Annotated in this window: 20 protein-coding genes; 9 read left to right on the top strand and 11 right to left on the bottom strand. The window is 69.7% G+C overall.

Annotated elements, in window-relative coordinates; genetic code table 11:
- Nucleotides 1–2: 2 nt before the first annotated feature.
- The gene (locus I5071_RS25255; protein ID WP_236515389.1) at nucleotides 3–941 is read right to left on the bottom strand and encodes a hypothetical protein; all 939 of its coding nucleotides are present in this window, start codon (nucleotides 939–941) and stop codon (nucleotides 3–5) included.
- A gap of 152 nt (nucleotides 942–1,093) precedes the next feature.
- Here I5071_RS25255 and I5071_RS25250 point away from each other — a divergent pair, with 152 nt between their 5' ends.
- Nucleotides 1,094–1,594: a DUF1772 domain-containing protein gene (locus tag I5071_RS25250; RefSeq protein ID WP_236515388.1), complete on the top strand. Its 501-nt coding sequence runs from the start codon at nucleotides 1,094–1,096 to the stop codon at nucleotides 1,592–1,594.
- A gap of 22 nt (nucleotides 1,595–1,616) precedes the next feature.
- Here the strand turns inward: I5071_RS25250 and I5071_RS25245 are convergent, their stop codons facing one another.
- Nucleotides 1,617–2,717, bottom strand: coding sequence for a PQQ-like beta-propeller repeat protein (locus I5071_RS25245; protein ID WP_236515387.1), 1,101 nt, complete (start codon nucleotides 2,715–2,717; stop codon nucleotides 1,617–1,619).
- 117 nt (nucleotides 2,718–2,834) lie between these two features.
- Here I5071_RS25245 and I5071_RS25240 point away from each other — a divergent pair, with 117 nt between their 5' ends.
- The 5 genes from I5071_RS25240 to I5071_RS25220 all read left to right on the top strand — a co-directional run bounded on the left by I5071_RS25240 (nucleotide 2,835) and on the right by I5071_RS25220 (nucleotide 7,466).
- Nucleotides 2,835–3,308, top strand: coding sequence for a helix-turn-helix domain-containing protein (locus tag I5071_RS25240; protein WP_236515386.1), 474 nt, complete (start codon nucleotides 2,835–2,837; stop codon nucleotides 3,306–3,308).
- A complete protein-coding gene (locus tag I5071_RS25235; protein ID WP_236515385.1) occupies nucleotides 3,305–3,709 on the top strand; it encodes a VOC family protein in 405 nt (134 codons plus the stop codon). Before I5071_RS25240 ends, I5071_RS25235 begins: the two co-directional genes overlap by 4 nt.
- Before the next feature lie 14 nt (nucleotides 3,710–3,723).
- Nucleotides 3,724–4,137: a DoxX family protein gene (locus tag I5071_RS25230; protein ID WP_236515384.1), complete on the top strand. Its 414-nt coding sequence runs from the start codon at nucleotides 3,724–3,726 to the stop codon at nucleotides 4,135–4,137.
- Between the two features lie 86 nt (nucleotides 4,138–4,223).
- Nucleotides 4,224–6,623 carry an ATP-binding cassette domain-containing protein gene (locus I5071_RS25225; RefSeq protein ID WP_236515383.1) on the top strand — a complete coding sequence of 800 codons (2,400 nt, stop codon included), beginning with the start codon at nucleotides 4,224–4,226 and terminating at the stop codon, nucleotides 6,621–6,623.
- 48 nt (nucleotides 6,624–6,671) lie between these two features.
- Complete coding sequence (locus I5071_RS25220; RefSeq protein WP_236515382.1) at nucleotides 6,672–7,466, top strand: hypothetical protein; 795 nt, start codon at nucleotides 6,672–6,674, stop codon at nucleotides 7,464–7,466.
- A 63-nt stretch (nucleotides 7,467–7,529) separates the two neighbouring features.
- Here the strand turns inward: I5071_RS25220 and I5071_RS25215 are convergent, their stop codons facing one another.
- The 9 genes from I5071_RS25215 to I5071_RS25175 form a co-directional block, all read right to left on the bottom strand.
- On the bottom strand, nucleotides 7,530–10,457 hold the full coding sequence (locus tag I5071_RS25215; protein WP_236515381.1) for a carboxypeptidase-like regulatory domain-containing protein: 2,928 nt from the start codon (nucleotides 10,455–10,457) through the stop codon (nucleotides 7,530–7,532).
- 10 nt (nucleotides 10,458–10,467) lie between these two features.
- Nucleotides 10,468–11,859 carry a cytochrome P450 gene (locus I5071_RS25210; protein ID WP_236515380.1) on the bottom strand — a complete coding sequence of 464 codons (1,392 nt, stop codon included), beginning with the start codon at nucleotides 11,857–11,859 and terminating at the stop codon, nucleotides 10,468–10,470.
- Nucleotides 11,856–12,509, bottom strand: a complete 654-nt coding sequence (locus tag I5071_RS25205; protein WP_236515379.1) for a TetR/AcrR family transcriptional regulator — start codon at nucleotides 12,507–12,509, stop codon at nucleotides 11,856–11,858. Before I5071_RS25205 ends, I5071_RS25210 begins: the two co-directional genes overlap by 4 nt.
- A gap of 90 nt (nucleotides 12,510–12,599) precedes the next feature.
- Nucleotides 12,600–13,463, bottom strand: a complete 864-nt coding sequence (locus tag I5071_RS25200; protein WP_236515378.1) for a class I SAM-dependent methyltransferase — start codon at nucleotides 13,461–13,463, stop codon at nucleotides 12,600–12,602.
- Nucleotides 13,460–14,221, bottom strand: coding sequence for a methyltransferase domain-containing protein (locus tag I5071_RS25195; protein WP_236515377.1), 762 nt, complete (start codon nucleotides 14,219–14,221; stop codon nucleotides 13,460–13,462). Before I5071_RS25195 ends, I5071_RS25200 begins: the two co-directional genes overlap by 4 nt.
- A complete protein-coding gene (locus I5071_RS25190; RefSeq protein WP_236515376.1) occupies nucleotides 14,218–14,517 on the bottom strand; it encodes a chorismate mutase in 300 nt (99 codons plus the stop codon). Before I5071_RS25190 ends, I5071_RS25195 begins: the two co-directional genes overlap by 4 nt.
- Before the next feature lie 2 nt (nucleotides 14,518–14,519).
- Entirely contained in the window at nucleotides 14,520–14,849 is a 330-nt protein-coding gene (locus tag I5071_RS25185) for a DHCW motif cupin fold protein (RefSeq protein ID WP_236515375.1), read from the bottom strand.
- The gene (locus I5071_RS25180; protein ID WP_236515374.1) at nucleotides 14,846–15,670 is read right to left on the bottom strand and encodes a hypothetical protein; all 825 of its coding nucleotides are present in this window, start codon (nucleotides 15,668–15,670) and stop codon (nucleotides 14,846–14,848) included. The genes I5071_RS25185 and I5071_RS25180 overlap by 4 nt, the downstream gene beginning before the upstream one ends.
- Nucleotides 15,660–16,634, bottom strand: coding sequence for a DUF692 domain-containing protein (locus I5071_RS25175; protein WP_236515373.1), 975 nt, complete (start codon nucleotides 16,632–16,634; stop codon nucleotides 15,660–15,662). Before I5071_RS25175 ends, I5071_RS25180 begins: the two co-directional genes overlap by 11 nt.
- A 567-nt stretch (nucleotides 16,635–17,201) precedes the next feature.
- On the opposite strand from I5071_RS25175, the gene I5071_RS25170 reads away from it, so the two are divergent.
- The 3 genes from I5071_RS25170 to I5071_RS25160 are packed head-to-tail and all read left to right on the top strand — an operon-like array spanning nucleotide 17,202 to nucleotide 23,280.
- Nucleotides 17,202–18,515, top strand: a complete 1,314-nt coding sequence (locus I5071_RS25170) for an HlyD family secretion protein (RefSeq protein WP_236515372.1) — start codon at nucleotides 17,202–17,204, stop codon at nucleotides 18,513–18,515.
- Nucleotides 18,512–21,160 (top strand): ATP-binding cassette domain-containing protein, encoded by a 2,649-nt coding sequence (locus I5071_RS25165; RefSeq protein ID WP_236515371.1) that lies wholly within the window; start codon nucleotides 18,512–18,514, stop codon nucleotides 21,158–21,160. The genes I5071_RS25170 and I5071_RS25165 overlap by 4 nt, the downstream gene beginning before the upstream one ends.
- Complete coding sequence (locus tag I5071_RS25160; RefSeq protein WP_236515370.1) at nucleotides 21,157–23,280, top strand: ABC transporter ATP-binding protein; 2,124 nt, start codon at nucleotides 21,157–21,159, stop codon at nucleotides 23,278–23,280. Before I5071_RS25165 ends, I5071_RS25160 begins: the two co-directional genes overlap by 4 nt.
- Nucleotides 23,281–23,295 lie beyond the last annotated feature (15 nt).

The raw sequence follows: 23,295 nt of genomic DNA, 5'->3' as shown, positions 1-23,295 counted from the left end.
GCTCAGAGGCTCCACCGCGCAGCGAGGTAGTCGTGCACCGACGCGCGCTCCGCGGGCGAGAGTGCGCGCGAATAGATCAGCACCTCTCCGAACGACGCAGCGATTCGCCCCTCGGCTTCGTTGTCGTGGCGACCGACGCGCCACGTGTTGGGCTCGGAGATTCCACCGCTGGGCGCGCTGCCGGTCTCGAGCGGGAAGTCGTCGGCGCGGAACGTGACCACGCCCGAGGCGGCCACGCGCACGAGTGAGATCGCGTGGGGCGCGCCGTCGGCGATCGATCGCGTCGAGTCGAAGCGCGGGCGCGCGTCGCGCCGCGCGAACCCGGCGCGGCCACCCGAGAGGAAGAACGCGCCGTCGTCCCACTCGTCCGCGCGATCGCCACCGACGATCACCGGTGAGGTCCACCACTCCTGTCCGACGCGCGTGTCGGAGGTGCGGAGCACGACGAAGATCGAGAGATCGCCGAGATCGGGAATCGGGAACGCGCAGTGGCTCGCGGCGGTGCTCACGGTGCGAATCGCGGGGTGTCCCGTGGCGAGCCCGTCCGCCTCCCACCGCGCGTTGGTGCACGCGGCGTCGTTGCCGCCGGTGAGATCGAGCCACGCGGCAGGCGTCGCTCCGGGCGCGCTTCCGTCGCCGAGCACGTCGCGTGCGTCGAAGTGCACGAGCAGCGCGTCGGTGACCGGCAACGTGATCGGCCCCGCGTCCGGCGGCCCGGCGTCGACGGGGCCGCCGTCGGGCGGGCCGCCGTCCGGCCTTCCACCGTCGGCTCGACCGGCGTCGAGCGCCACGCCTGCATCGGTCCCGGCGTCGATCGCGATCGCCGCATCGACGGCACCCGCATCGGTCGGTGCGGACCCTGCGTCGTCGAGCGGCCCGCCGCCGCCGCTCGCACAGCTCGCGAGCACGAGCGCGACTCCGATCCACGCGAGCCTGGCCATACTTCACGCCCCCAAGGAAGAGCCGGAGGATCTTCGAACGGCACCTCGGCCGCAAGGGCGGGCCCACCGACACGCACGCTCGAGAGTCGCGCGGCGCGCGGTCCACGAAAACGACGGCACGCCTCGCCGCGTCGGATCATGCTCCGCGCGCGATGCCGGGACTCCGAACGTTCGTGTTGCTCGCGGCGACGACCGCGACGGGCCTCGCTGCCGGGCTCTTCTATGGATACGTGTGCTCGGTGATGCCGGGCCTCGCGCGCGCCGACGACCGCACGTTCGTCTCGACGATGCAGGAGATCAACGTCGCGATCCTCAACGGATGGTTCGCGCTCTCGTTCGGCGGATCGATGGTGCTCACGATCGCCGCCGCGGTGATGCATCGCGGTCCCGACGCGCGCGCGGTCCTGCCGTGGATCGTGGCCGCGGCAGTGCTGTACGCGCTGGTGCTCGTCATCACGATCGCCTTCAACGTCCCGCTCAACGATCGACTCGCGGCGGCCGGTCCCGTCGATCGCATCCCCGACCTCGCCGCGGTGCGTCGCGCGTTCGAGGCTCCGTGGGTCCGGTGGAACCTCGCGCGCGCCGTCGCGAACGTCGCGTCGTTCGTGTGCCTCGCGTGGGCGCTCGTCCTCGAGGGACGGCTCCACGACTGATCGAGCGCGTCGACGGCGGCGCTCAGTCGAGCTCGGCGACCCAGAGCTCGGCGTCGGTGAACGACAATAAGAGCCCTCCGGAGAGCTGCAGGTACCCGACCTCGCTCGGCGCGAGCACTTCACGCAGCACGACACCTCGCGCGAGATCGATCACCACGAGGCGCGCAGGTGAGGTCCGGAGCCCGAGGACCGCATGAGTGCCTTCGGCCGCTGCGGGAATCCATCCGGACGCGCTCCGGACGGGCTCGTCGAGCCTCAGCGTCCATCGCGATGCGCCGGTCTCGAGATCGACCAGCTCGAGCTCCCCGTCCTCCGAAGCGAGCAGCACCGCGTCGCTCGTGTGGAGCACGACCGGGCCCGGGAAGGTGCGGTGCACGGCGCGTGTCCAGCGCGTGGTCGCGTCGCGCGTCGATCGGGCCTCCACGAGTCGTCGAGACGACTCGAAGTCGTCGACGAGCCCGCAGTCGGGACCAGCGAGCACGACGTCGTCGGTCACGAAGCACGCGTCGTCTCCGACCGGCGCGAGCGTCGTGTCGTTCACCCATGCGAAGCTCGGGTCGCCGCGCACGATCACCAGCTCTCGGTCGGCATCGCGTTCGACGCTCGTCACGTCGGCGAACGCGTGGTCGGCGACCGTCGCGCCGTCGGCCAAGGCGAGCACGCGAACGTGCGAGGGGCTCGGGGTCGCGCGGAGCGCCTCGCGTGGTCCCGCTCGGTACGCGATCGCAGCGATGGGGCCCGCGATCGCGAGCCCGTCGATCGTCTCTGCACGCTCCAGCTCCAGGCTCCACCGTGGCTCGCCGGTGCGGGGGTCGAGGCACGTCATCTCGCCGGGATCCGCGACGAGCACCGCGTCGTCGTCGGCGTCGACGGTCCGATCCTCCGCGTACCCGTGGATCCAGCGGCTCGCACCGGTGCGTGCATCGCGGCCCCACACGACGCCGCCGCGGTGATGGATGACGACGGTGTCGCGGGACAGCCACGCGTGCTCTGCCGCGACGACACGATGCCAGAGCGCAGCGAGCTGCGGCGGCGGGGCGCTCGCCGGGCGCTCGGTCGTCGTATGGCTGGCGGTCGGAACGGAGGCGTTCCCACCACACCCGACGTGCGCGACGGCGAACACCGCGGAGAGCAGAGCACGAGTGCGCACATGGGTGAGAGTACACGCCGCTCGAGCCCAGAATCCCGAGTAGGTGGCGCGGGTTGGGCGTCGATCACGTTCTGGTAGAGTTCGGGCTCGATGCAGGACCCGGAGCTGCTGCGGAGGCTGCTCCGCGCCAAGGACCGCATGGACGCTGCCTCGCAGGAGGAGTGGCCCGTCTCGCGGCTCGCGCGCGTGAGCGGCGTCTCGGAGGCCCACTTCGCGCGGTCGTTCAAGGAAGCCTTCGGCGTGCCGCCGCACCGCTACCTGCTCACGCTGCGCATCGAGCGAGCGAAGGCGCTCCTCCGCGACACGGACCTGCCGATCACGGAGATCGCGTTCCGAACGGGCTGGAAGAGCCTCGGCACCTTCGGTCGCACGTTCCGCGACGTCACCGACGAGAGCCCCGGCGACTTCCGCAGCCGCGCGAAGGCCACCCCGCACGACCTCGAGAGCGTGCCGGCCTGCTTCCTCCACGCCGCGCACCGCCCCGATCTCACGATCGCAGTTTCGGAGAAGCGACGGCAGGAGGCGGGCGGTACGAATGACCCCGACACGACGGAGGTCACATGAGCCAGGGTGTTCAGGTAGTCGGGCTGTACGTGAGCGATCAGGACGAGGCGCTCGCCTTCTACACCGAGAAGGTCGGATTCCGAGTCCACACCGACGCGAGGAACGGCAACTATCGGTGGCTGACGGTGCAGCATCCCGAGCAGCCGTCGTTCCAGCTCGGTCTCTTCGTCCCGGGGCCGCCGACGGTCGACGAAGCGACCGCGCAGACGCTGCGCGAGGCAGTCGCGAAGGGCGCGATGCCCCCGCTCGTGCTGGTCGTCGCCGACGTGCGCGCGACGTTCGATCGGATGAAGGCGCGCGGCGTCGAGTTCACGCAGGAGCCCGTCGAGCGCTTCGGCAGCGTCGACGCGAGCTTCCGCGATCCCGCGGGCAACGGCTGGAAGCTGGTCCAGGCGCGCTGAGAGGAGCGATGCACATGGAAGCCACGCTGCCGAAGCCGGCCCTCGTCGTCGCGCCGACCACGCGCAAGCTCGAGACCGTCGCGTTCTGGATCGTCACCGCGCTCTTCTGCTTGCAGATGGGCTTCACCGCCTACGCGCAGCTGAGCCTGCCGCAGGTGGCGGACGCGTTCGCGCATCTCGGCTTCCCCGACTACTTCCGGGTGGAGCTCTCGTGGGCGAAGCTCCTCGGCATCGCGCTGCTGCTGGCGCCCGTGCCCTCGCGGCTCAAGGAGTGGGCCTACGCCGGATTCGCGATCACGATCGTCTCCGCGATCGTCGCGCACGTCTCGGTGGGCGATGGCCCCGACGCGTGGGGCTGGGCCGCGGGCACCGGTGTGCTCTGGGCGCTCTCGTACGTCCTCTGGCGCCGCCTGCACGCGAAGCCCTGAGCGCGTCTCCTCCGAACGACTCGACCGGCTCGTCCTCGAGGGACGGGCCGTGCCGAACCACCTCTCGCCACGCCATCATCGAGCCCATGCCTTCGTCCAGAAACCCCGCCGACAGCCACGATCTCATCCGCGTGCAGGGCGCGCGCGAGAACAACCTCAAGGACGTCAGCGTCGCGATCCCGAAGCGCCGGCTCACGGTGTTCACCGGTGTCTCCGGCTCGGGGAAGAGCTCGCTCGTGTTCAGCACGATCGCGGCGGAGTCGCAGCGGCTGATCAACGAGACCTACAGCGCGTTCGTGCAGGGGTTCATGCCGACGCTGGCGCGGCCCGAGGTCGACGTGCTCGACGGGCTGACGACCGCGATCATCGTCGATCAGGAGCGCATGGGCGCCGATCCGCGCTCGACGGTCGGCACCGCGACCGACGCGAACGCGATGCTGCGCATCCTGTTCAGCCGGCTCGCGAAGCCGCAGATCGGCGGGCCCAGCGCGTACGCGTTCAACGTCCCCTCGGTGCGCGCGACCGGCGTCATCACCGTCGAGAAGGGCAACCGCAAGACGGAGCGAGAGACGTTCACGCGCGTCGGCGGCATGTGCCCGCGCTGCGAGGGCAGGGGGAAGGTCAACGACATCGACCTGACCCAGCTGTACGACGACACGAAGTCGCTCAACGAAGGTGCGCTCAAGATCCCCGGCTACAGCATGGACGGCTGGTACGGCCGCATCTTCCGTGGCTGCGGCTTCTTCGATCCCGACAAGCCGATCCGGAAGTTCAACAAGAAGGAGCTCCACGACCTGCTCCACAAGGAGCCGACGAAGATCAAGGTCGACGGGATCAACCTGACGTACGCGGGCCTGATCCCGCAGATCCAGAAGTCCTTCCTCTCGAAGGACGTCGACTCGATGCAGCCGCACGTTCGTGCGTTCGTGGAGCGCGCAGTCACCTTCACCACGTGCCCCGAGTGCGACGGCACCCGGCTCAGCGAGGCCGCGCGGTCCTCGAAGATCAAGGGCAAGAACATCGCGGACGCGTGCGCGATGCAGATCAGCGATCTCGCGGAGTGGGTGCGCGGCCTCGACCAGCCGTCGGTCGCGCCGCTCGTCGCGGCGCTGCGGCACACGCTCGACTCGTTCGTCGAGATCGGGCTCGGCTATCTCAGCCTCGATCGTCCGTCGGGCACGCTCTCGGGCGGTGAAGCGCAGCGCACGAAGATGATCCGTCATCTCGGCTCGTCGCTCACCGACGTGACCTACGTCTTCGACGAGCCGACGATCGGTCTGCACCCGCACGACATCCAGCGGATGAACGACCTGCTGCTGCGACTGCGCGACAAGGGCAACACCGTGCTCGTGGTCGAGCACAAGCCGGAGGCGATCGTGATCGCCGATCACGTCGTCGACCTCGGCCCGGGTGCCGGCACCGCGGGCGGCGAGGTGGTCTTCGAGGGCACGGTCGACGCGCTGCGCAAGAGCGGCACGCTCACCGGGCGTCACCTGAGTGATCGCGCGTCGCTGAAGCCTTCGGTGCGGAGGTCGTCGGGCGTGCTGAAGGTGCGCGGCGCGAGCACGCACAACCTCAAGAAGGTCGACGTCGACATCCCGCTCGGCGTGCTCGTCGTCGTGACCGGCGTGGCCGGGTCGGGGAAGAGCTCGCTGATCCACGGCTCGGTGTCGGGCCGCGACGGAGTCGTGTCGATCGATCAGAGCGCGATCCACGGCTCGCGGCGGAGCAACCCGGCGACCTACACCGATCTGCTGGAGCCGATCCGAAAGGCGTTCGCGAAGGCCAACGGCGTGAAGCCCGCGCTGTTCAGCGCGAACTCCGAGGGTGCCTGTCCGACCTGCAACGGCGCGGGCGTGATCTACACGGACCTCGGCATGATGGCCGGCGTCAGCACGGTCTGCGAGGACTGCGAGGGCAAGCGATTCCAGGCCTCGGTGCTCGAGTACCAGCTCGGCGCGAAGAACATCGCCGAGGTGCTCGACATGTCGGTCGAGGAAGCGCTCGCGTTCTTCGGCGCGGGCAAGGCGAGCACGCCGGCTGCGCACGCGATCCTGCAGCGCATGAGCGACGTGGGGCTCGGCTACCTGCGGCTCGGCCAGCCGCTCCCCACGCTGTCGGGTGGCGAGCGGCAGCGGCTCAAGCTCGCGGCGCACATGGGTGAAGACGGCGGCGTCTACGTGCTCGACGAGCCGACGACCGGGCTCCACCTCGCGGATCTCCAGCAGCTGCTCGGGCTGCTCGATCGGCTCGTCGACTCGGGGAAGTCGGTGATTGTGATCGAGCACCATCAGGCGGTGATGGCGCACGCGGACTGGATCATCGACCTCGGGCCGGGGGCGGGCCACGACGGCGGTCGCATCGTGTTCGAGGGCACGCCGGCCGACCTGGTGAAGGCGAAGTCGACGCTGACCGGCGAGCACCTCGCGGCGTTCGTCGGCTCGGCGTCCGCCGGCAGCCGCGCGAAGCCCGCGCGCGCTCGCTGAGCGAGGCCGCGTTCTTGTGATCGCGCGCCGAACGTCGTAGCGACAGGCATGCGATCACTCTGCTCTCTGCTCGTGCTGGTGCTGCTCGGCTGTGGCGACGACCCGTCGAGCAGCACCGACGCCGGCGTCGATGCGCAGGCCTCGGACGCGGCCGTGTCGATCGACGCATTCGTCGCGCCGCCGGACGCAGCCGACATCGACGCCGGGAGCGATGCCGGTGAGGAGCCGACCGATGCGGGCGTGGACGCTGGCAGTGTCGATGCCGCGACGTGCCCCACGACGCTGCTCGTGGGCGGCGCCGACATCGCCTCGCAGGGCTGGACCACTGCGATGGGGGACCCCGCGACGCTCACCTACGGCGCGGACCACGTGCAGCTCGAGACCACCACGGCGAGCGGCGGCGCGCGCACGAGCGGTCATCTCTTGCTCACTCGCGCGGGCGCAGTCGTTCCCGGCGAGCCGTACCGGCTCGAGATCGAGATGCGGATCGACTCGGTGACTCCTCACAACCAGGGGGACAGCGCCGCGGCGATCCTCGGCTCGTTCACACCGCTTTTCGGCATTCCGGCCGAGCGAGCACAGATGATCTACGTCGACGCGAACGCGGTCGGATGGGCCGACGACTCCGCGTCTTCACCCCTCGCGATCACGAACGGCGAATATCACACGTACGTTCTCGCGGTGGACGCGAGCGGCGCCGCGGAGCTCTCGATCGACGGAGCTCCCGTGCTCACGCGCGCGGGCTACACGACGAACGGCACGATTGCGATCGGTGATCAGACCAACGACCCGAACGTCGACTCGACGCTGCGCATCCGCTCGGTCCGCCTCCTCTGTCCGTAGTCACATCCCATCGCCGGGAAAAAAGAGAAAGCCCCGCGATGTCTCGCGGGGCTTTCGTGTCTCTCACGGCGACGACGTGCACGCCGTGCCGCGCTGAGCGCGCACGAGGTGCAGGTCGGCCACGTCGACGTCCCCGTCGCGATCGAGATCGGCGTCGTCGCGATACCGGCGCTCGCCGAGCGAGCTCCCCATCGCGCGCGCGACGCCGACCAGGTCGCGCACGGTCACCCGCCCGTCTCCGTCGAGATCGGCGCAGCTCGTACCGGTGTCGGGGCCCTCTTCGGCGCAGCCGTCGTCGTCCTCGAACCCGTCGAGATCCTCGGGCTCGTGCGCGCAGAGATCGATCGCGTCGGGCACTCCGTCGCCGTCGTCGTCGAGATCGGGGCAGCCGTCGTCGTCGAGGAAGCCGTCGGGATCCTCGGCGTCGGCCGGGCACACGTCGACGTCGTCGAGCAGACCATCCTGATCGGCATCGCCGATGCGGCGCACGCCGACGTTCCACGCGCCCGCGTGCGAGGTGAGCGCGGTGACCACCACGTCGTCGCCGTCGCGCGTGCGGCTCGCGACGCACGGATCGGGCGCCGCGACGCCCGGCGCTCCCGTGCACGCCGGCACCTTCGCGCCGCTCGCGAAGAGCTGCAGCGTCGTCTCGTCCTGACCGAGCGGGATGCGCGAGCCGTCGATCGCGAACGTGATCACGAGCGGCGCATCCGCGGTCGACGCGGGCGCCGTCACGTTCACCTGCTGCGTGAGGAACGCGTAGCCGAGAGGCGCGGTCTCGGTGATCGGCGCCTCCCGAATCGTCACGGTGCCGGGCACCGGCGAGGTGAGCGACGTCTCGACGGGATCGGCGGGCACCGCCCCGTCGCCTTCGTGATCGGTGCTCACGGTCTCGCCCGCGCCGACCGACGCTTCGACCGAATCAGTCAGGAACTGGAGCAGCACCGCCAGCGACGTGTCGCCGTCCACGACGACGCCCTGGAGGCCGAACGCCGAGAGCCCGCTCGCGGGATCGGGCGAGACGTGGACCTCGATCGTGCCTTCGAGCGCGCTCATCGCGAACCGCCCCGACGCGTCGGTCTGCGACGTCTCGCGGAACCAGCCCCATCCGTCGGGCACGGTGATCCAGCCGCCGGCGATGAGCGACGCGTTGGGAACCGGGTTGCCGTCGACGTCGAGCACCACGCCGACGAGCTCGCGGTCCTCGATGACGATCGTCTGCGTCGCGTCGGCGGTCAGCGTCGGCCCCGGCAGCGAGAGCACGGTGATCTCGGGCAGCTGAGGATTGGCCGCTGGATCGTTGCTGTCGATCGACACGCTGTAGGTGCCCGGTACGACGGCGAGGCGCACGTCGCCCGCGCCATCGGTGAACCCGCACGTCCCGGTGGATGCGATCAAACACACGTTCGCGCCCACGAGCGCAGCGCCGTGTCGATCGCGGAGCTGGCCGGTCCACACGACCGTCCGTGGAAGCGTGATCACGATGTCGGTATCGTCGTCGACGATCATCGAGATCGACGTCGGCCCGGCGACCGACCCGACCTCCGGCTCGACGCGGATCTCCAGCGCGCCCTGCAGCGTGCGCAACGCGAAGCGCCCCGACGCATCGGTGCTCGCCGCGTCGGAGAACTCCCCGGACGCGTCGGGGATCGTCGGGTGACCGGTGGCGCCGAGCCTCGCGTTCGGGACCGGGTTGCCGTCGGCGTCGACCACCACGCCCGTGATCACGCGGTTCTCGATCGTGATCCACTCCGTCGTGTCGGCGCTCAGCGTCGGCCCCGGCAGCGTGAGCATCACCTGCGGCGGCAGCTGCGGCGTCGAGAATTCATCGATGCCGTCGATCCCGATGCTGTAGCTGCCCGGCACCACCTCGAGTTGCACGTCGCCCGCGTCATCGGTGGCCCCACAAGACGAGTTGGACCCACGGAGGCATACGGTGACGCGGGGGATCCCCGCGCCGTCACGATCACGGAGGTGGCCGGTCCAGAGCACCGGCCGCGACAGCGTGACCACGATGTCGGTGTCTCCGTCGACCGGGGTCCAGATCTGTGTCCTCGCGACGCCCGACCCCGGCTCGGGAGCGACGTGGAGCTCCACCGTGGCCTGCATCACGCCGAGCGCGAAGCGTCCCGATGCGTCGGTGCGCGCCCAGTCGCTGAACCGACCCGACGCGTCGGGGATCGCCACGTCTCCGAAGGCCGCGACCGACGCGTTCGGAACCGGGTTGCCGTCGGGATCCACCACGATCCCGGTGAGCGCGCGGTTCTGGATCGTGAACGTCTCCGTCGTGTCGGCCGTGAGGGTCGGCACCGGCCGCGAGAAGCTCACGTGCTCGGGGAACAGCGGGCTCGAGGCTCGGTCGGCGATCTGGACCCCGACATCGTAGCTGCCCGGCAAGACCGCGAGCCGCACGTCGCCCGCCGCATCGGTGATCCCACACGTGCTCGTGACGAGCCCGGCCAGGCACACCCACTGCTCGACGAGCGGAGCGCCCTCACGATCGCGCAGCTGCGCCGTGTAGTGCACCATCGACGCCGCGACGAGCACGATCTGCAACGTCGTGCCCTCGGCGATCACCTGACCCGAGAGCGTCTGCGCGACGAACACGCTCTCGGGCGGCGGCGTGATCACGACGTCGTAGGTGCCCTCTTCGATCGCGACAGACCACGTGCCGTCGGGCCCCGTCGTGACCGAGCCCTGCGGGATCCCTCCCTGTAGGAAGTCGATGCGTGCGTCGGCGATCGGCGTGCCCTCGCTGTCGCGCACGCTGCCGCTCGTCGTCACGCTCAACTCGGCGCTCACCGCGCCGACCGCTGGGCCACCCGATCCGCAGCCGCTCGCGATGCCGAGCACCAGCAGCACGCCCATCGCGCGCGCCAGCATCCTTCTGCTCCCCTTCATCTGCGCCTCCTCCGCGCCGCATTCCGTCCACGATGGACGACTCCCATGCGAGCGCGGTCCCGTCTTTATCAGGGGACGCGAGCGGGGCAACGAATCTGACTCAGGCGCGTCGTCGATATCGCGCGATGCACGGCCCGTCGCGATCGGCGAGCACCGGCATGATCCCCTCGCGCACGTTCGGGATCGAGCCCGCGATCTCGACGTCGAAGCGCCGGAACAGCTCGCTGATCGCGACCTTGAGCCAGACGTGGCTCAGCTTCTTGCCCGGGCAGATGTGCGCGAACGTCCCGAACGGCATGTATCGCGCGGTCATCGTCGCGCGCTCGAGCTCCGGGGTGCCGAGCCAGCGCTCGGGGCGATGCTCGAGCGGCGCGTCGTAGCTCTCGGGATCGAGATGCGCGAACGTCGGTGAGTTGCAGACGAGCGCGCCCACCGGGATCTCGCAGCCGCGGAACACGAATGGCTCGTTCACGATCTTGCGCACGTTCACCGCGCGGATGCGCAGTCGCAACGTCTCCATCACGCAGAGTTGCAGGATCGAGAGCTCGTCGAGCGCAGCGCGCGGCAGAGGACCGTCGGGATGGCGTGCATGCGCGCGGCGCAGCTCGTCCTGCACCGAGAAGCGGTGGGGGTTCTCGCGATCACGACGCAGCAGATCGACGAGCGTCCATCCCAGCGTGAGCGTCGGATTCAGATACGCGGCGAGGAACATCATGTAGACGTGCGCCACCGCCTGCTCGCGCGACTTGCGCGCATAGACGGTATTGAGCGCGAGCTCGAGGAAGCTCCGCTCCTCGCCGGGCGGCACCGGGTCCTTCGCGTCGATGAGCCGCGCGAGCAGCGCCTCGAGCTCGGCGAAGAGCTCGTTCTGTTTTCGCCAGAACAGCGGATTGACGAGGTTCCACTGGAACCGACCGAGCGACTCGACCGGATTCGTCGCGAAGAAGAGCTCGCGCCACCGCGCGAAGAACCCGGGCGACGCGATCGTCTCGCCCAGCATGAAGCGCGAGGCCGCGCGGAACGAGAGCTGCGAAGAGAGCTCGAAGAGATCGATCTCGCCGCTCTTGCCGAGCTCGCGCAGGACCTCGTCGGTGCTCACGTGCACTGCGTCGAGGTACGCGCCGAAGTTGAACACCGAGCGCTTCTTGCTGAACGCGTAGAGATCGTCGTCCTCTTCGCCGAGGAAGCGTTTGGGGAGCAGGCCTCCGAAGATCTCGACGAAGCCGCCTTTGAGGTCGAGGTTCACACTGTCGAAGAAGAGCTCGGTCGCCTCGCGGCCGCGCACCGAATAGAGCGTCTTGCCGAAATAGCCGAAGCGCACGATGTCCGATGCGCACTCGGCGTGCGCGCGCTCGAGGAACGTGATCGGACGGCGTGTGAACGCGAGCGCGCTGCCCGCCCACGGCAGCTCGGGGATGCTGCTCCAGCGCGAGACGCGCGGAGGCTCGCGCCGCGCGGTCGCTGCACGGGATCCGACGAGCGTTCGAGTCATCGTCTTCGCTCCTTCTTCTTCTTCTTCTTCGCGTTCGTCTTCGTCGCGCGCGGAGGCGCGGCCGAGGTCGGTGCGCGCGCGCCGTTCCAGAAGAGGTCGGTGACCGCGTCGAGCACGCTGCGCACCGGGAGCACCGGGCTCGCGTACCAAGCGAGCAGTCCCGCGAGCATGTGCCCGAGGTAGAGGTCGCCGAGCGTCTCGGGCGGGAGCCGACCCGAGAGCTCTCCGCGCTCGGCCGCGGCGCGAAAGCGCGCTGCGACGGTCGATCGGAGCGCGGTCGCCTGCTGATCCGACATCGTCGTCGCGGTGAAGCGCAGCGCGACCGCGACCACGTCGGGAAGGAGCTGCGGATCGGGCTCCCAGATCCGCCCCAGCGCCTCGTGCAGTGTCCCCAGCACCTGCACCACGGGTGTGTCCGCGGGGAGCACGTCGATCGCGTCGCAGATCAGCGACTCGGTCTCGCGCATCCGCTCGAGGAGCACGTGCTCCTTCGTCGGGAAGTGGAAGTAGAACGCGCCGCGGCTGACCCCTGCGGCCTTCGCGATGTCGTCGGTGCGGCACGGCGCGACGCCGTCGCGCCGGAAGATCGCGATCGCGTGCTCGTAGATGCGCTGTCGCGTCTGGAGCCGCTGCAGCTCGCGCGTCGACACGTTCGTCCGCCCCCGACGCGCACACTGGCGGATGTCAGTGACGAGTGTCAATGACACCTGTCAGCGACGGACGTCAGCGAGGAGGCGACTTCAGCGCTCGTCCACGAGGCGGAGCTTCTCGTCGTATCCAGTCGTCAGCACGAGCCACTCGAGATCGAGCGACGCGTGGTCGCCCTCGCGCACCGGCTCGAGCGCTTCCCAGAGGCGCGCATCGAGCTCACTGCGTTGCTCGGGGCCGAGCAGCGTGAGCGCGTAATACGCACTGCCCGCGAGCGATCGCACGAGCGTCCAGTACTCGTCGGGCGAGCTGAATTCGGCCTCGAACGAGTGCCGGCGGACCGAGAAGCGCGTGAATCCTGCGCGCGTCAGGACTCCACGCATGTACCGCGGCGTGACGCCGAACGGGCCGCGATAGCCCGCCGGCATGTGCATCCCGGTCACGTACTCGGCGAGCAGTGACGCACCGACCATGAGCAGACTGCAGTCGTCCGCGGAGCCCCAGAGCTGGATGACGAGGTCGCCCCCCGGCGCGAGCACACGCCGCAGCTCGCGACACGCAGCGGGGATGTCGGGCAGACACCAGATCGTCTTGAGCACCGTGATCAGATCGACGGAGCGATCGGGCAGATCGAGGGCCGAAGCATCCATCGCGCGGAACGAGACGCGCGCGCGCACGTCGGGGTCCTCGAGCTTGCTGTCGGCGTTCGCCGCCGCGAGCCGCACTCCCGGCTCCGTGATGTCGATGCCGAGCGCCTGGGCGCCTGCGAGCGCCGCGCGAATGGGCAGATTCCCGTTGCCGGTGCCGACGTCGAGGACCCGGCGTCGGCCGAGCGAACGACCCTCGAGCATCGACGACCCCAGAGCCACGCTGACGTCGGTCGACGCCACGCCGCGCACCCCCGCGACACGATCCCAGTGCTCACGAGTGCCGTAGACGATCGCGCCGTCGCTCATTTGATCGCCACGAAGCCTTCGAAGCAGACGTACTTCATGATCGACATCACGTCGGTGAAACCCGCGCGCCGCAGCAGGTCGAGGTTGCCCTGCGTGGAGAAGGGCTCGAGCACGCCCTTCAGACTGCGCGTCTTCGCGACGATCTCGTCCGGCGCGAACTGCTGGCGGATCTTGAACTCGGTGTAGAGCGTGGTCGCGATGTCCTGGAAGCGCGCGTCACAGGCGCGCACCTTCTCGAACAACACCAGCGCGCCGCCCCAGTTGAGCGAGTCGTAGAGCTTCGTCAGCATTTCCTGGCGCCATTTGGGCGGCACGAATTGCAGCGAATAATACGAGACGATGAAGTCGGACTTCTCGAAGTCGTAATGCACCGCATCGGCGACGTGCAGCGAGACGTTGGGAACGCCGGCCAGGTTCTCGCGCGCCTTCTCGATCATCCCGGGCTCGATGTCGATGCCGACCCAGCGCGCATCCTTGGCCCGGTTGTGCCGCGCGAGCTTCGCCGTGAGGTCACCCGCCGAGACACCGATCTCGTAGCAGACGGACTCGTTGCGAACGAAGAAGTCGCTCAGCTGACAGACGAGGTCGTGCCCCACGTCGTAGAGCGGGACCGAGCGCCGGACGTGCGCGCTGAACGTCTTGGGCACGTCGGCCCCGAACGTCCACGACGCATTGGCCGCGGCGATTCCGTCGCCGACCGTGGTCGCGGTGGTGCCCGGCTCGTGCGGTGTCGGCTCTGCGACGAGTCGATGGGTCATTTCGAAGCTCTCTCCTCACTGCACACCACACCGAGCTGATCTGCGATCGCCTGCTCGTGGATCCGCTCGAAGAGCGTCTGCACGAACGCAGGTGACAGACCGAGGCTCAGTCCGGTCGCGATTCGATCATTGACGAGCGCGAGAAATCGATCGGGCTGGATCACGGCGATTCCATGCCGTCGTTTGACGTCGGCAATTGCCAGGACGGCGCGTCGCCGCGCAGCGAGCGCTTCGAGGAGCGCCAGATCGGCCTCGTCGATCCGTCGCCTCAGCTCGGCGAGCGAGTCCGTGCTCATCTCTAGTCCACGACGAAGAGGGTGGCGCCGCTCGGTGCGCACGAACGATGCGGCTCCGCGCCTTCCGCGACGACGTAGGTCATCCCCTCGGTCAGCGTGATCACGCGGCCGTCGGCCAAGTGCGTGACGAGCGTGCCTTCGAGCACGTGCAGCACGTGGCCCCGTTCGCACCAGTGGTCCGCTTCGTAGCCGGGCGTGTACTCGACGCGCCGCACGCGGACGTTTCCCATCTCGAACGTGCGCCAGATCGCCTCTCCGCGGAGTCCCGCGTGGACCGTCGGCGCGATCGTGCGCAGGTCCGTGGTGGTGAACGGGACCGACTCGATCTTCATGTCATCGCCTCCGCGCGGACGACGCCGAGGGTCAGGAACGTCTCGAGCGCCGAATCGTATTCGTCGTCGTCATCGGCCGGCAGCGACGACCTCGCCTCGTCGTACGAGCGAGGCTGTGCGAACGCGTCGAACAGCCGCTTCGCGGCGCCCGAGAGCTCGGCGATGTCGTAGTCGCTCTCGAGCGACGGCACGTAGACGAGGAAGTGCTCGGGCTCTCGCTCTGCGCTGTCGGCCGCGACGAGCTCGGGCTCGGCGAGCCAAGCCGCGATCGCGTGAGACGTCGAGACGACGCGACCGGTGCCCGACTGCACGTAGCGCACGCCCGAGCGCGTCTCCGCGTCGTCGGCCCACAACGACTCCGGTGCGTCTGCGAGGTCTCGGATCAGCGAGACGACGGCGCTCTCGAGGGCGATGGTGTCGTCGAGCTCGATCGGCCGGGCGCTCAGCTCCGCGCCCCGAAGATATCCGAGCAGGGCCGCGCACGATCGATAGACGTAGGGACCATCGTCCCGATGACCGACCGAGCGCAGATATCGCCGCGCGACCTCGCGCGTGTCGACTCTCGCCGACTCGAGGAGGCGCAGCGTGAGCGGCGCGCCCGTGCCCCAGGCGAACAGCGCTCCGCGCTCCAGACGGAACTGATAGGTCTCGACGGCCCAGCGCGTCATCGTTCGATGGGCCGCATACTCGGCGGCGATCCGTGCCTCGGCGTCCGAGAGGCCGTGGGCGCCTGCGTCGAACGCGCCCGAGAACAGACTCTCTTGGAGCACCGGCTCGCGCAGGATTCGCCGCCAGGTCCGCCAGACGAGCTCAGCGTCCACCGCAGACCTCTCGTGCTTCGATCGGTTGCGCTCCACTGCGCGTCGTTCGACGGCTGCGCTGCCCGTACGCCGCGTCCCACGTGCGCCGTGCGCGCGCGAGGTCGGCGAGGATCATGTCGAGGTCGCGCTCGCGGTCGAGCACTCTCGTCGCGTCGTGGTGGCCACGACCCTGGAACTCGAGGAACACCGCGCCGACGCGGGTGTGCTCGAGCACGTGCTGGAGCATCTCCCATACGGGCTCGGGCACCGGGCTGTCGTGCCAGTCGTGATAGACGCCGTCGTGGTAGCTGCCGCCCGCCAGGTGAATGGCGATGACGCGATCGAGCGGAATCGTCGCGAGATATTCCCACGCGTCGAACCCCGGATGATTGACGGAGTTCGTGTAGACGTTGTGGAGATCGAGGTGAAGGTGCGTTCCCGCGCGATCGACCAGCGCCGCGAGGAACTCGGCCTCGCGCATCTCGCTGCCCGGGCAAGCGACGTAGTACGCGGCATTTTCGTGTGCGAGCGGGGTTCCGTAGAGCTCGCTCAGCGCCCGCGCGCGACGCCCGACTCGTTCCACTTCCGCTCGCGAGAATTGGAGCGGACTGCTCCAGATGTCCGACCACGAGCCGTCGGCATAGAAGCAGTGATTGGACACCCACGGGCTCGCGATTCGGCGCGCGATCGGGACGTGCCGGCGAACCGCCGGAGTCTCCTCGAGCGGGTCGAAGCCGAAATCACATCCATAGTTCGAGTGCGCGACCAGCGGCGCGAGCTTCGCCAGCGACTCGAGCTGTTCGGCGCCTCCGGGAACCATGACGACTCGCCCATCGAGAGGGGCCATGACCGCGTCGAGCAGGACCTCGTACGCGTCGACCTGATGCCGCGCGAACGGAAACCAGTCGTAGATCTCGGGATTGAACTGGAGCCCGACACCGAGCTGCGGAATGGAGGAGTCGGAGATTGTCGCGTTCGTGACCACTCGCTCTGCCTTCCGCTCCGCTGCGCCTTCTCGCACCCGACGTCGGAGAAAAGAGAGTGCGGGCAACGGGTGCACTCCGTTGCCCGCATCAACTCAGCAGACGACGATCGGACGGGCGACGCCCGCGCGGAGACCGGTCTTGACCACGAGCTTCTTCGCCTTCTTGCTGTTCATCGTCTTTCTCGTTCTTTCTTACTGCTCAGGTGACAGCGGCCTATCCGATGTCACGAGTCCACATTGAAATCGGTTCTCGACGTCGTCAATCGACAATTCAGGTCGTCGCGCTCGGAAAGGGAGAGTCGAGATCAGATTTACAGCTCGCCTGGAGCGTCTGCGACTGACGCGCTTTTCGCGTGTCTCCGCGATGCGCGCAATGCGCTGCAGCCACGTCGTCGCCGGTTGGCGACTCGCGGCGATCGTGGCCCCCGGCGAGAGCCCCTGTGTCGCCGGCGCGCCCTCGTTCATTCGATCTCCCTACTCCGGGCACGATGAATCGCTTCCCGCAGGCATGCGGTTCCGATAGGGCGCCACTTGTGAACGGACTGAGTGCGTACTCTTGGTACGTGGTTGTCGGAGCGGCTGGTCTGGTGGATTGCGGTGAAATGGTCCTTCGGCAGTCGGTCGTGCGAAACGAGCAGAGTGGGACTGGCAATGCGGGGCGCGATGCTATGGTTGCGACTCAGTCCGGGGCGGGCGCGATTGGCGACACACTTCTCTCGATCGATTCGCTCTCTCGAGGGTGAGCACGCGCGCGGAGCTTCGCTGATCGTCCTGGGAATCGGCCTCGTGATCGCGGTCTGGGCCGCCTGGGCCCACCTCGCGCGAGTGACGCTCTGGGACGTCTCGACGGACTCGCGGATCGAGTCGACTGCCGCGGCGCACGTCGTCGGCGCTCCGCTGACGGAGCGCGTTCTCGCCGTCCACGTGGAGCTCGGTCAGCGAGTCGTCGCGGGCGACGTCCTGATCGAGCTCGAGTCGGCGGAGATCCTCGCCGCGCAGCGTGAGTCGGTCGCCATGCGCGACGCGCTCGCGGCCCAGCTCGCCGCGATCGACGAGGAGATCGACGCGGCGCGAGGGCTCGTCGACGCGATCGGCCGTGGCTCGCGCGGTGCGGTGGCCGAGGCCGACGCCGAGCGCGAGCGCGCGGACGCCGAGGCGCGGTGGGCGCGCGTGGAGCAGGCGCGCATCGCACGTCTCGGATCTGCGGGCGCGACCTCCGAGCGCGATCTCGCGCGTGCCGTGGTGGAGGCGGAGGTGCACGCGTCCCAAGCGCTCGCGGCTGCGCACGCGACGCAGCGAATCGCCGCGGACGCGCGCACGCGCGCGGCGGACGCGGTCGTTCGTCTCGAGAGCCTGCGACGCGAGCGAGTGCGCCTGCGGGGAGAGCACGCGGCGGAAGAAGCGCAGATCCAGCGGCTGGAGGTCGAGCTCGCGCGACGCCGCATCGTCGCGCCGGTCGCGGGGACGGTCGGCGAGCTCTCGGAGCTGAGGCCGGGCTCGGTCGTCACCGAAGGCCAGCGTCTGGTGGCGCTGGTCCCCGACGGTCCGCTGCGCGTCGTGGGCCACTTCGCGGCGGGCAGCGCGCTCGGTCGGGTCTCACCAGGACAGCGCGCGCAGATGCGCATGAATGCGTTTCCGTGGACGCGATTCGGGATGATCGAGCTCGTCGTCGCGCGCGTGGGCAACGAGCCGCGTGAAGGGCTCGTGCGCGTCGAGCTCGACGTGCAGCGCGCACCGAGCTGCATCCCGATCACCCACGGTCTCGAGGGCAGCGTCGAAGTGGCCGTCGAGCGCGTGAGCCCGCTCGAGCTCGTGTTGCGCGCGGTCGGCCAGGCGCTCGACGGAGACGTCTACGGATCGATGGGAGAGGGCGCGCGATGATGCGGTGGCTCGCGCCCGAGGTCGTGCAGACGTCGTCGATGGACTGCGGTCCTGCGGCCCTGAAGTGCCTGCTCGAAGGCTTCGGCGTGCACGTGGGCTACGGGCGACTGCGCGAGGCCTGTCACACCGACGTCGACGGCACGTCGATCGACACGCTCGAGGAGGTCGCGCGCGCGCTCGGGCTCGACGCCGAGCAATTGCTCGTTCCTTACGATCACGTGCTCGTGCCGGAGAGCGCGTCGCTGCCCGCGATCGTGATCGTGCGGCTCCCGAGTGGGTTCACCCACTTCGTCGTGATCTATCGCCGTCACGGGCCCTTCGTGCAGGTGATGGATCCCGCGACCGGACGCCGCTGGACGACGGTCACGCTGCTCCAGCGCGATCTCTTCCAGCATCGGATGCCGGTTCCCGCGGCTGCGTTCCGCGAGTACGCAGGCTCGAGAGAGATGTCGGTCGTGCTCGATCGACGGATGGAGTCGATCGGCATCGCGAGCGCGGAGCGGGCCGCGCTGTGGGCGACGGCCTCGGCCGATCCCGGGCCGTGGGGCATCGCCGCGCTCGATGCCGCCGTGCGTGTCGCGACGGCGCTCGCGACCGCGGGAGAGCTCGAGCGCGGATCGGCGTCGGGAATCGTCGCCGCGCTCGCCCGTCGTGCTGCGGAGGATCCGACCGTCATCCCCGAGCGGATGTGGACCGCGTATCCCGCGCCCGACGACGAGAGCGACGAGCCGCACGTGATCATGCGGGGGGCGGTCGTGCTGCGCGCGAAGGGCATGCTCGGCGCGGCGCGGAAGGACGAGCTCGAGGCGCCGGCCGCGGCGGAGTCCGAGGTCCTGCGTCGCGCGCTCGACGAGGCACGTCCGAACGCGCTCCGAGAGCTCGTCCGCGTGCTGGCGAAGGACGGAGTCGTCGCGCCGATGGCGTGCACGATCGCGATCGCGATGGCGGCGCTCGGAGCGCTCGTGGAAGCGTTGCTGCTGCGAGGTCTGCTCGATCTCGGGGCGATGCTTCCGCTGCGTGAGCAGCGCATCGGCGCGGTGCTCGCGACGATCGGCCTCCTCGCGACCACGATGGCGCTCGAGCTGCCGCAGACCGCGATGGTGCAGACGCTCGGCCGACGACTCGAAGCGCGGCTTCGTGTCGCGCTGCAGACGAAGATCCCGCGCCTCCCCGATCGTTTCTTCCAGAGCCGGCTCACATCGGACATGGCCCAGCGGAGCCACTCGCTCTCGTCGCTCCAGGCGCTCCCGCGGCTCGGCACCTCGCTGCTCGCGGCGTTCTTCGGACTGATCGCGACCGTGATCGGCCTGGTGTGGATCGATCCGGCGGGCGCACCGATCGCGATCGGATCGGCCGTGCTCGCGATCGTCCTTCCTCTCGTGTTCGTGCCGGTGCTCTCGGAGCGCGAGCTCCGCGTGCAGACGCACCTCGGCGCGATCGCGCGTTACTACCTCGACGCATTGCTCGGGATCACCGCCGTGCGCGCGCACTCCGCCGAGCGCGCGGTGCGTCGAGAGCACGAGAGCCTGCTCGTCGAGTGGCAGCGATCGGCGCGCTCGATGCTGAGCGCGGCAGTGCGCGTCGAGACAATCGTCGCGCTCTCGGGCGCGGCGCTCGCGATCGTGCTGATCGGCGGATATCTCGCGCGCGGAGGCTCGCTCGGGGGCTCGCTGCTCGTCGCGTACTGGGCGCTCGCGATTCCGACGTTCGGAGAGCAAGTGGCGCTCTCGGCGCGTCTCTATCCTCACGTGCGCGGCACGTTCTTGCGGTTGCTCGAGCCCCTCGAGGCGCCCGAGGATCCCGTGCCCGAGGTCGTCGCGAGCGGCTCGGCGCGAGGGCCGATCGCGATCGAGCTCGATCACGTCGAGGTGCGCGCGGGTGGCCATCGGGTGCTGCACGAGGTCGATCTCGCGATCGCGCCGGGCCAGCACGTCGCGATCGTCGGGCAGTCGGGCGCGGGGAAGAGCTCGCTGCTCGCGACGCTGCTCGGGTTCTACAGTCCGATCCACGGCGAAGTGCGTGTCGACGGCGTCGCGCTCGATGCGACGCGCCTCGCGCTCCTGCGCCGCGAGGTCGCGTGGATCGACCCCGCGGTGCAGCTCTGGAATCGATCGCTCCTCGCGAATCTCCGCTACGGCGCGGACGACCCCGCGGTCGCGCCGGGGAGCGTGCTCGACGAGGCGCAGCTCCTTCCGATCCTCGAGCGTCTGCCCGATGGGCTCGCGGCTGCGCTCGGGGAAGGCGGCGCGCTGCTCTCTGGCGGCGAGGGACAACGCGTGCGCGCCGCGCGAGCATTCTTGCGCTCGAACGTGCGGCTCGCGCTCCTCGACGAGCCGTTCCGCGGGCTCGACCGCGAAGCGCGGCGCGCGCTGACCGACAACGCGCGGCGCATCTTCCGGAGCGCGACGTTGCTCGCGGTGACCCACGACGTGCGCGACACCTCGAGCTTCGATCGCGTGCTGGTGATCGAGGACGGAGAGGTGATCGAGGACGGGACGCCGGCCGAGCTGCTCGCGGTCGAGGGATCTCGATATCGCGCGCTCTTCGACGCCGACGTCGCGCTCGCCGATCGGCTCTGGGGCGAGGACGTCTTTCGTCGGATCCGGGTCTCGCGCGGCGAGCTGCGTGAGGAGACGGCGCCGTGAGCGATGCGCTGGAGCGCGCGTCGTGGCCGATCGAGCGGGTGCACGAGGCGATGGCCGCGCTCGCGAACCGTGCGGGTTTTACTGGCGATCCGGTACCTCACGGGATCGTGGTGCCAGCGCGGGCGCGCCTCGTCGGGCCGGCGATCGATCGGTGGATCGAGCGTGTCGCGGACGTGCTCCACGTCGATGCGGAGTCGATCGACTCGCGCTATCCGGAGACCGCGACGATGCTCGCGAGCCTGGCGCCCGCGATCGTGTCGATCGACGAGCACGAGCATCGGTGGCTCGCGGTCGTGGGACGCGAGGGCGATCGGCTTCGTGTGCTCCTGCCCGATCACGAGACGAGCACGTTCGCGCTCGAGGAAGTGCGGGCGCACGTCGCGCGGGAATTCGACGCGCTCGGCGATCAGCTCGTCGATGGACTGCTGGAGTCGGCCGGTGCGAAGGCGCGGAGTGGGTCGCGCGCACGCCGCGCGCTCCGTGATCAGCTCGTCGCGCATGCGCACGTGCGCCGCGCGTTCATGATCCGCCCGCACCCCTCGGCACCGCTGCGCACGCTCGTCCGCGAGGCGCGCCTGACGTCGCCGCTCGTGTCGCTGCTGCTCGCGCACGTGCTCGGGTCGATCGCGCTCGTGCTCGCGTGGGTCGCGCTCGGGAGCGGCGTGCTCGGTGGACGGGTCGATCCCGGGTGGCTCGCCGCAGCGGCGCTGCTCGCGCTCTCGCGGGTTCCGTTGCGCGCGCTCGCGGCGACGGCGCAGGGTCGCTTCGCGATCCGCGCCGCGCGAGTCTTGAAGCAGCGTCTGCTGTGGGGCGCGCTGCGCATCGATCGCGACGCGATTCGGCGCGAGGGCGCCGGCCAGCTCCTCGCGCGTGTGCTCGAGTCGGAGGCGGTCGAGTCGCTCGCGCTCGACGGTGGTGTCGCGTCGGCGCTCGCGCTCGTGGAGCTCTCGGTCGCTGCCGTCGTGCTCGCGCTCGGCGGCGCGTATCCGACGCTCGTGGCGCTCGCGGTGGTGCTCGTGATCGGTGCGGCCGCGATCGCGCGCTTCATGCGGCGGCGACGAGCGTGGATCGATGCGCGCATCGGTCTCACGCACGACCTCGTCGAGCGGATGGTCGGGCACCGCACGCGCCTCGCACAGGAGCCCTCCGATCGTTGGCACGAAGAGGAGGACGTCGCGCTCGGCGCCGCGACGTCGCTCGCGCGCAGCAGTGATGCCGCCGAGCTCCCGGTGCGGGCGCTGTCACGCGCATATCTGGTGCTCGCGGTCGCCGCGCTCGCGCATCCGTTCATCGTCGGTGCGAGCCAGACGTCGCTCGCGACCGCGGTGTTCGGCGCGCTGCTCGCGCAACGCGCGCTCGCTGCGCTGGGCACCGGCGTCGAGCAGCTCGCTCGCGCCGCGATCGGCGCCGATCGGCTCGCCGTGCTGCTGCGCGCCGGTGAGACCCGCGCGATCCCTGGAGATCCTTCGCTCGCGATCGGGCCCGACGGCGCCGACGAGTCGACCGTCGCGACGCTCGAAGTACGGGGCGCGACGCTGCGCTACGAGGGACGGCTCGAGCCTGCGCTGAAGAACGCGACGCTGCGGATCGACGCGAAGGACCGGATCTTGTGCGTGGGGCCCTCGGGCGGCGGAAAGAGCACGCTCGCGCAGCTGATGGCCGCAGTGCGAGAGCCGAGCGCGGGCCTCGTGCTCTGCCAAGGGCTCGACACGAAGACGCTCGGTGAGGACGAGTGGCGGAGGCGCATCGCGCTGGTCCCGCAATTCCACGACAACCACGTCTTCGCGGGCACGCTGGGGTTCAACCTGTTGCTCGGTGATCGATGGCCGGCGAGCAACGCAGATCTGGCGCGCGCGGAGGATGTCTGTCGCGCATTGGGGCTCGGGCCGTTGATCGATCGGATGCCTGCCGGTCTGATGCAGCAGGTCGGCGACAGTGGTTGGCAGCTCTCGCACGGTGAGCGCAGCCGCGTGTTCCTCGCGCGGGCGCTGCTGGCGCAGAGCGCGCGGGTGCTGGTGCTGGACGAGAGCTTCGGCGCGCTGGATCCCGAGACGCTCGAGCACTGCGTGCACGCGACGCTGGAGCGCGCTCCGGCCGTGATGGTGATCGCGCATCCGTGACGCGTGGCCCGACGA

Origin of the sequence: Sandaracinus amylolyticus, from assembly GCF_021631985.1 — a bacterium.
Taxonomy (GTDB): Bacteria; Myxococcota_A; Polyangia; order Polyangiales; family Sandaracinaceae; genus Sandaracinus; species Sandaracinus amylolyticus_A.
Note: the sequence above shows the minus strand (reverse complement) of the source record. Positions and strands in the feature narration are given on the sequence as shown.

What these genes read in the sequence shown, in the direction of transcription:
- I5071_RS25255 (WP_236515389.1), bottom strand. Translation starts at nt 941, where the DNA reads ATGGCCAGGCTCGCGTGGATCGGAGTCGCGCTCGTGCTCGCGAGCTGT.
- I5071_RS25250 (WP_236515388.1), top strand. Translation starts at nt 1,094, where the DNA reads ATGCCGGGACTCCGAACGTTCGTGTTGCTCGCGGCGACGACCGCGACG.
- I5071_RS25240 (WP_236515386.1), top strand. Translation starts at nt 2,835, where the DNA reads ATGCAGGACCCGGAGCTGCTGCGGAGGCTGCTCCGCGCCAAGGACCGC.
- I5071_RS25235 (WP_236515385.1), top strand. Translation starts at nt 3,305, where the DNA reads ATGAGCCAGGGTGTTCAGGTAGTCGGGCTGTACGTGAGCGATCAGGAC.
- I5071_RS25230 (WP_236515384.1), top strand. Translation starts at nt 3,724, where the DNA reads ATGGAAGCCACGCTGCCGAAGCCGGCCCTCGTCGTCGCGCCGACCACG.
- I5071_RS25225 (WP_236515383.1), top strand. Translation starts at nt 4,224, where the DNA reads ATGCCTTCGTCCAGAAACCCCGCCGACAGCCACGATCTCATCCGCGTG.
- I5071_RS25220 (WP_236515382.1), top strand. Translation starts at nt 6,672, where the DNA reads ATGCGATCACTCTGCTCTCTGCTCGTGCTGGTGCTGCTCGGCTGTGGC.
- I5071_RS25210 (WP_236515380.1), bottom strand. Translation starts at nt 11,859, where the DNA reads ATGACTCGAACGCTCGTCGGATCCCGTGCAGCGACCGCGCGGCGCGAG.
- I5071_RS25200 (WP_236515378.1), bottom strand. Translation starts at nt 13,463, where the DNA reads ATGAGCGACGGCGCGATCGTCTACGGCACTCGTGAGCACTGGGATCGT.
- I5071_RS25195 (WP_236515377.1), bottom strand. Translation starts at nt 14,221, where the DNA reads ATGACCCATCGACTCGTCGCAGAGCCGACACCGCACGAGCCGGGCACC.
- I5071_RS25190 (WP_236515376.1), bottom strand. Translation starts at nt 14,517, where the DNA reads ATGAGCACGGACTCGCTCGCCGAGCTGAGGCGACGGATCGACGAGGCC.
- I5071_RS25185 (WP_236515375.1), bottom strand. Translation starts at nt 14,849, where the DNA reads ATGAAGATCGAGTCGGTCCCGTTCACCACCACGGACCTGCGCACGATC.
- I5071_RS25165 (WP_236515371.1), top strand. Translation starts at nt 18,512, where the DNA reads ATGATGCGGTGGCTCGCGCCCGAGGTCGTGCAGACGTCGTCGATGGAC.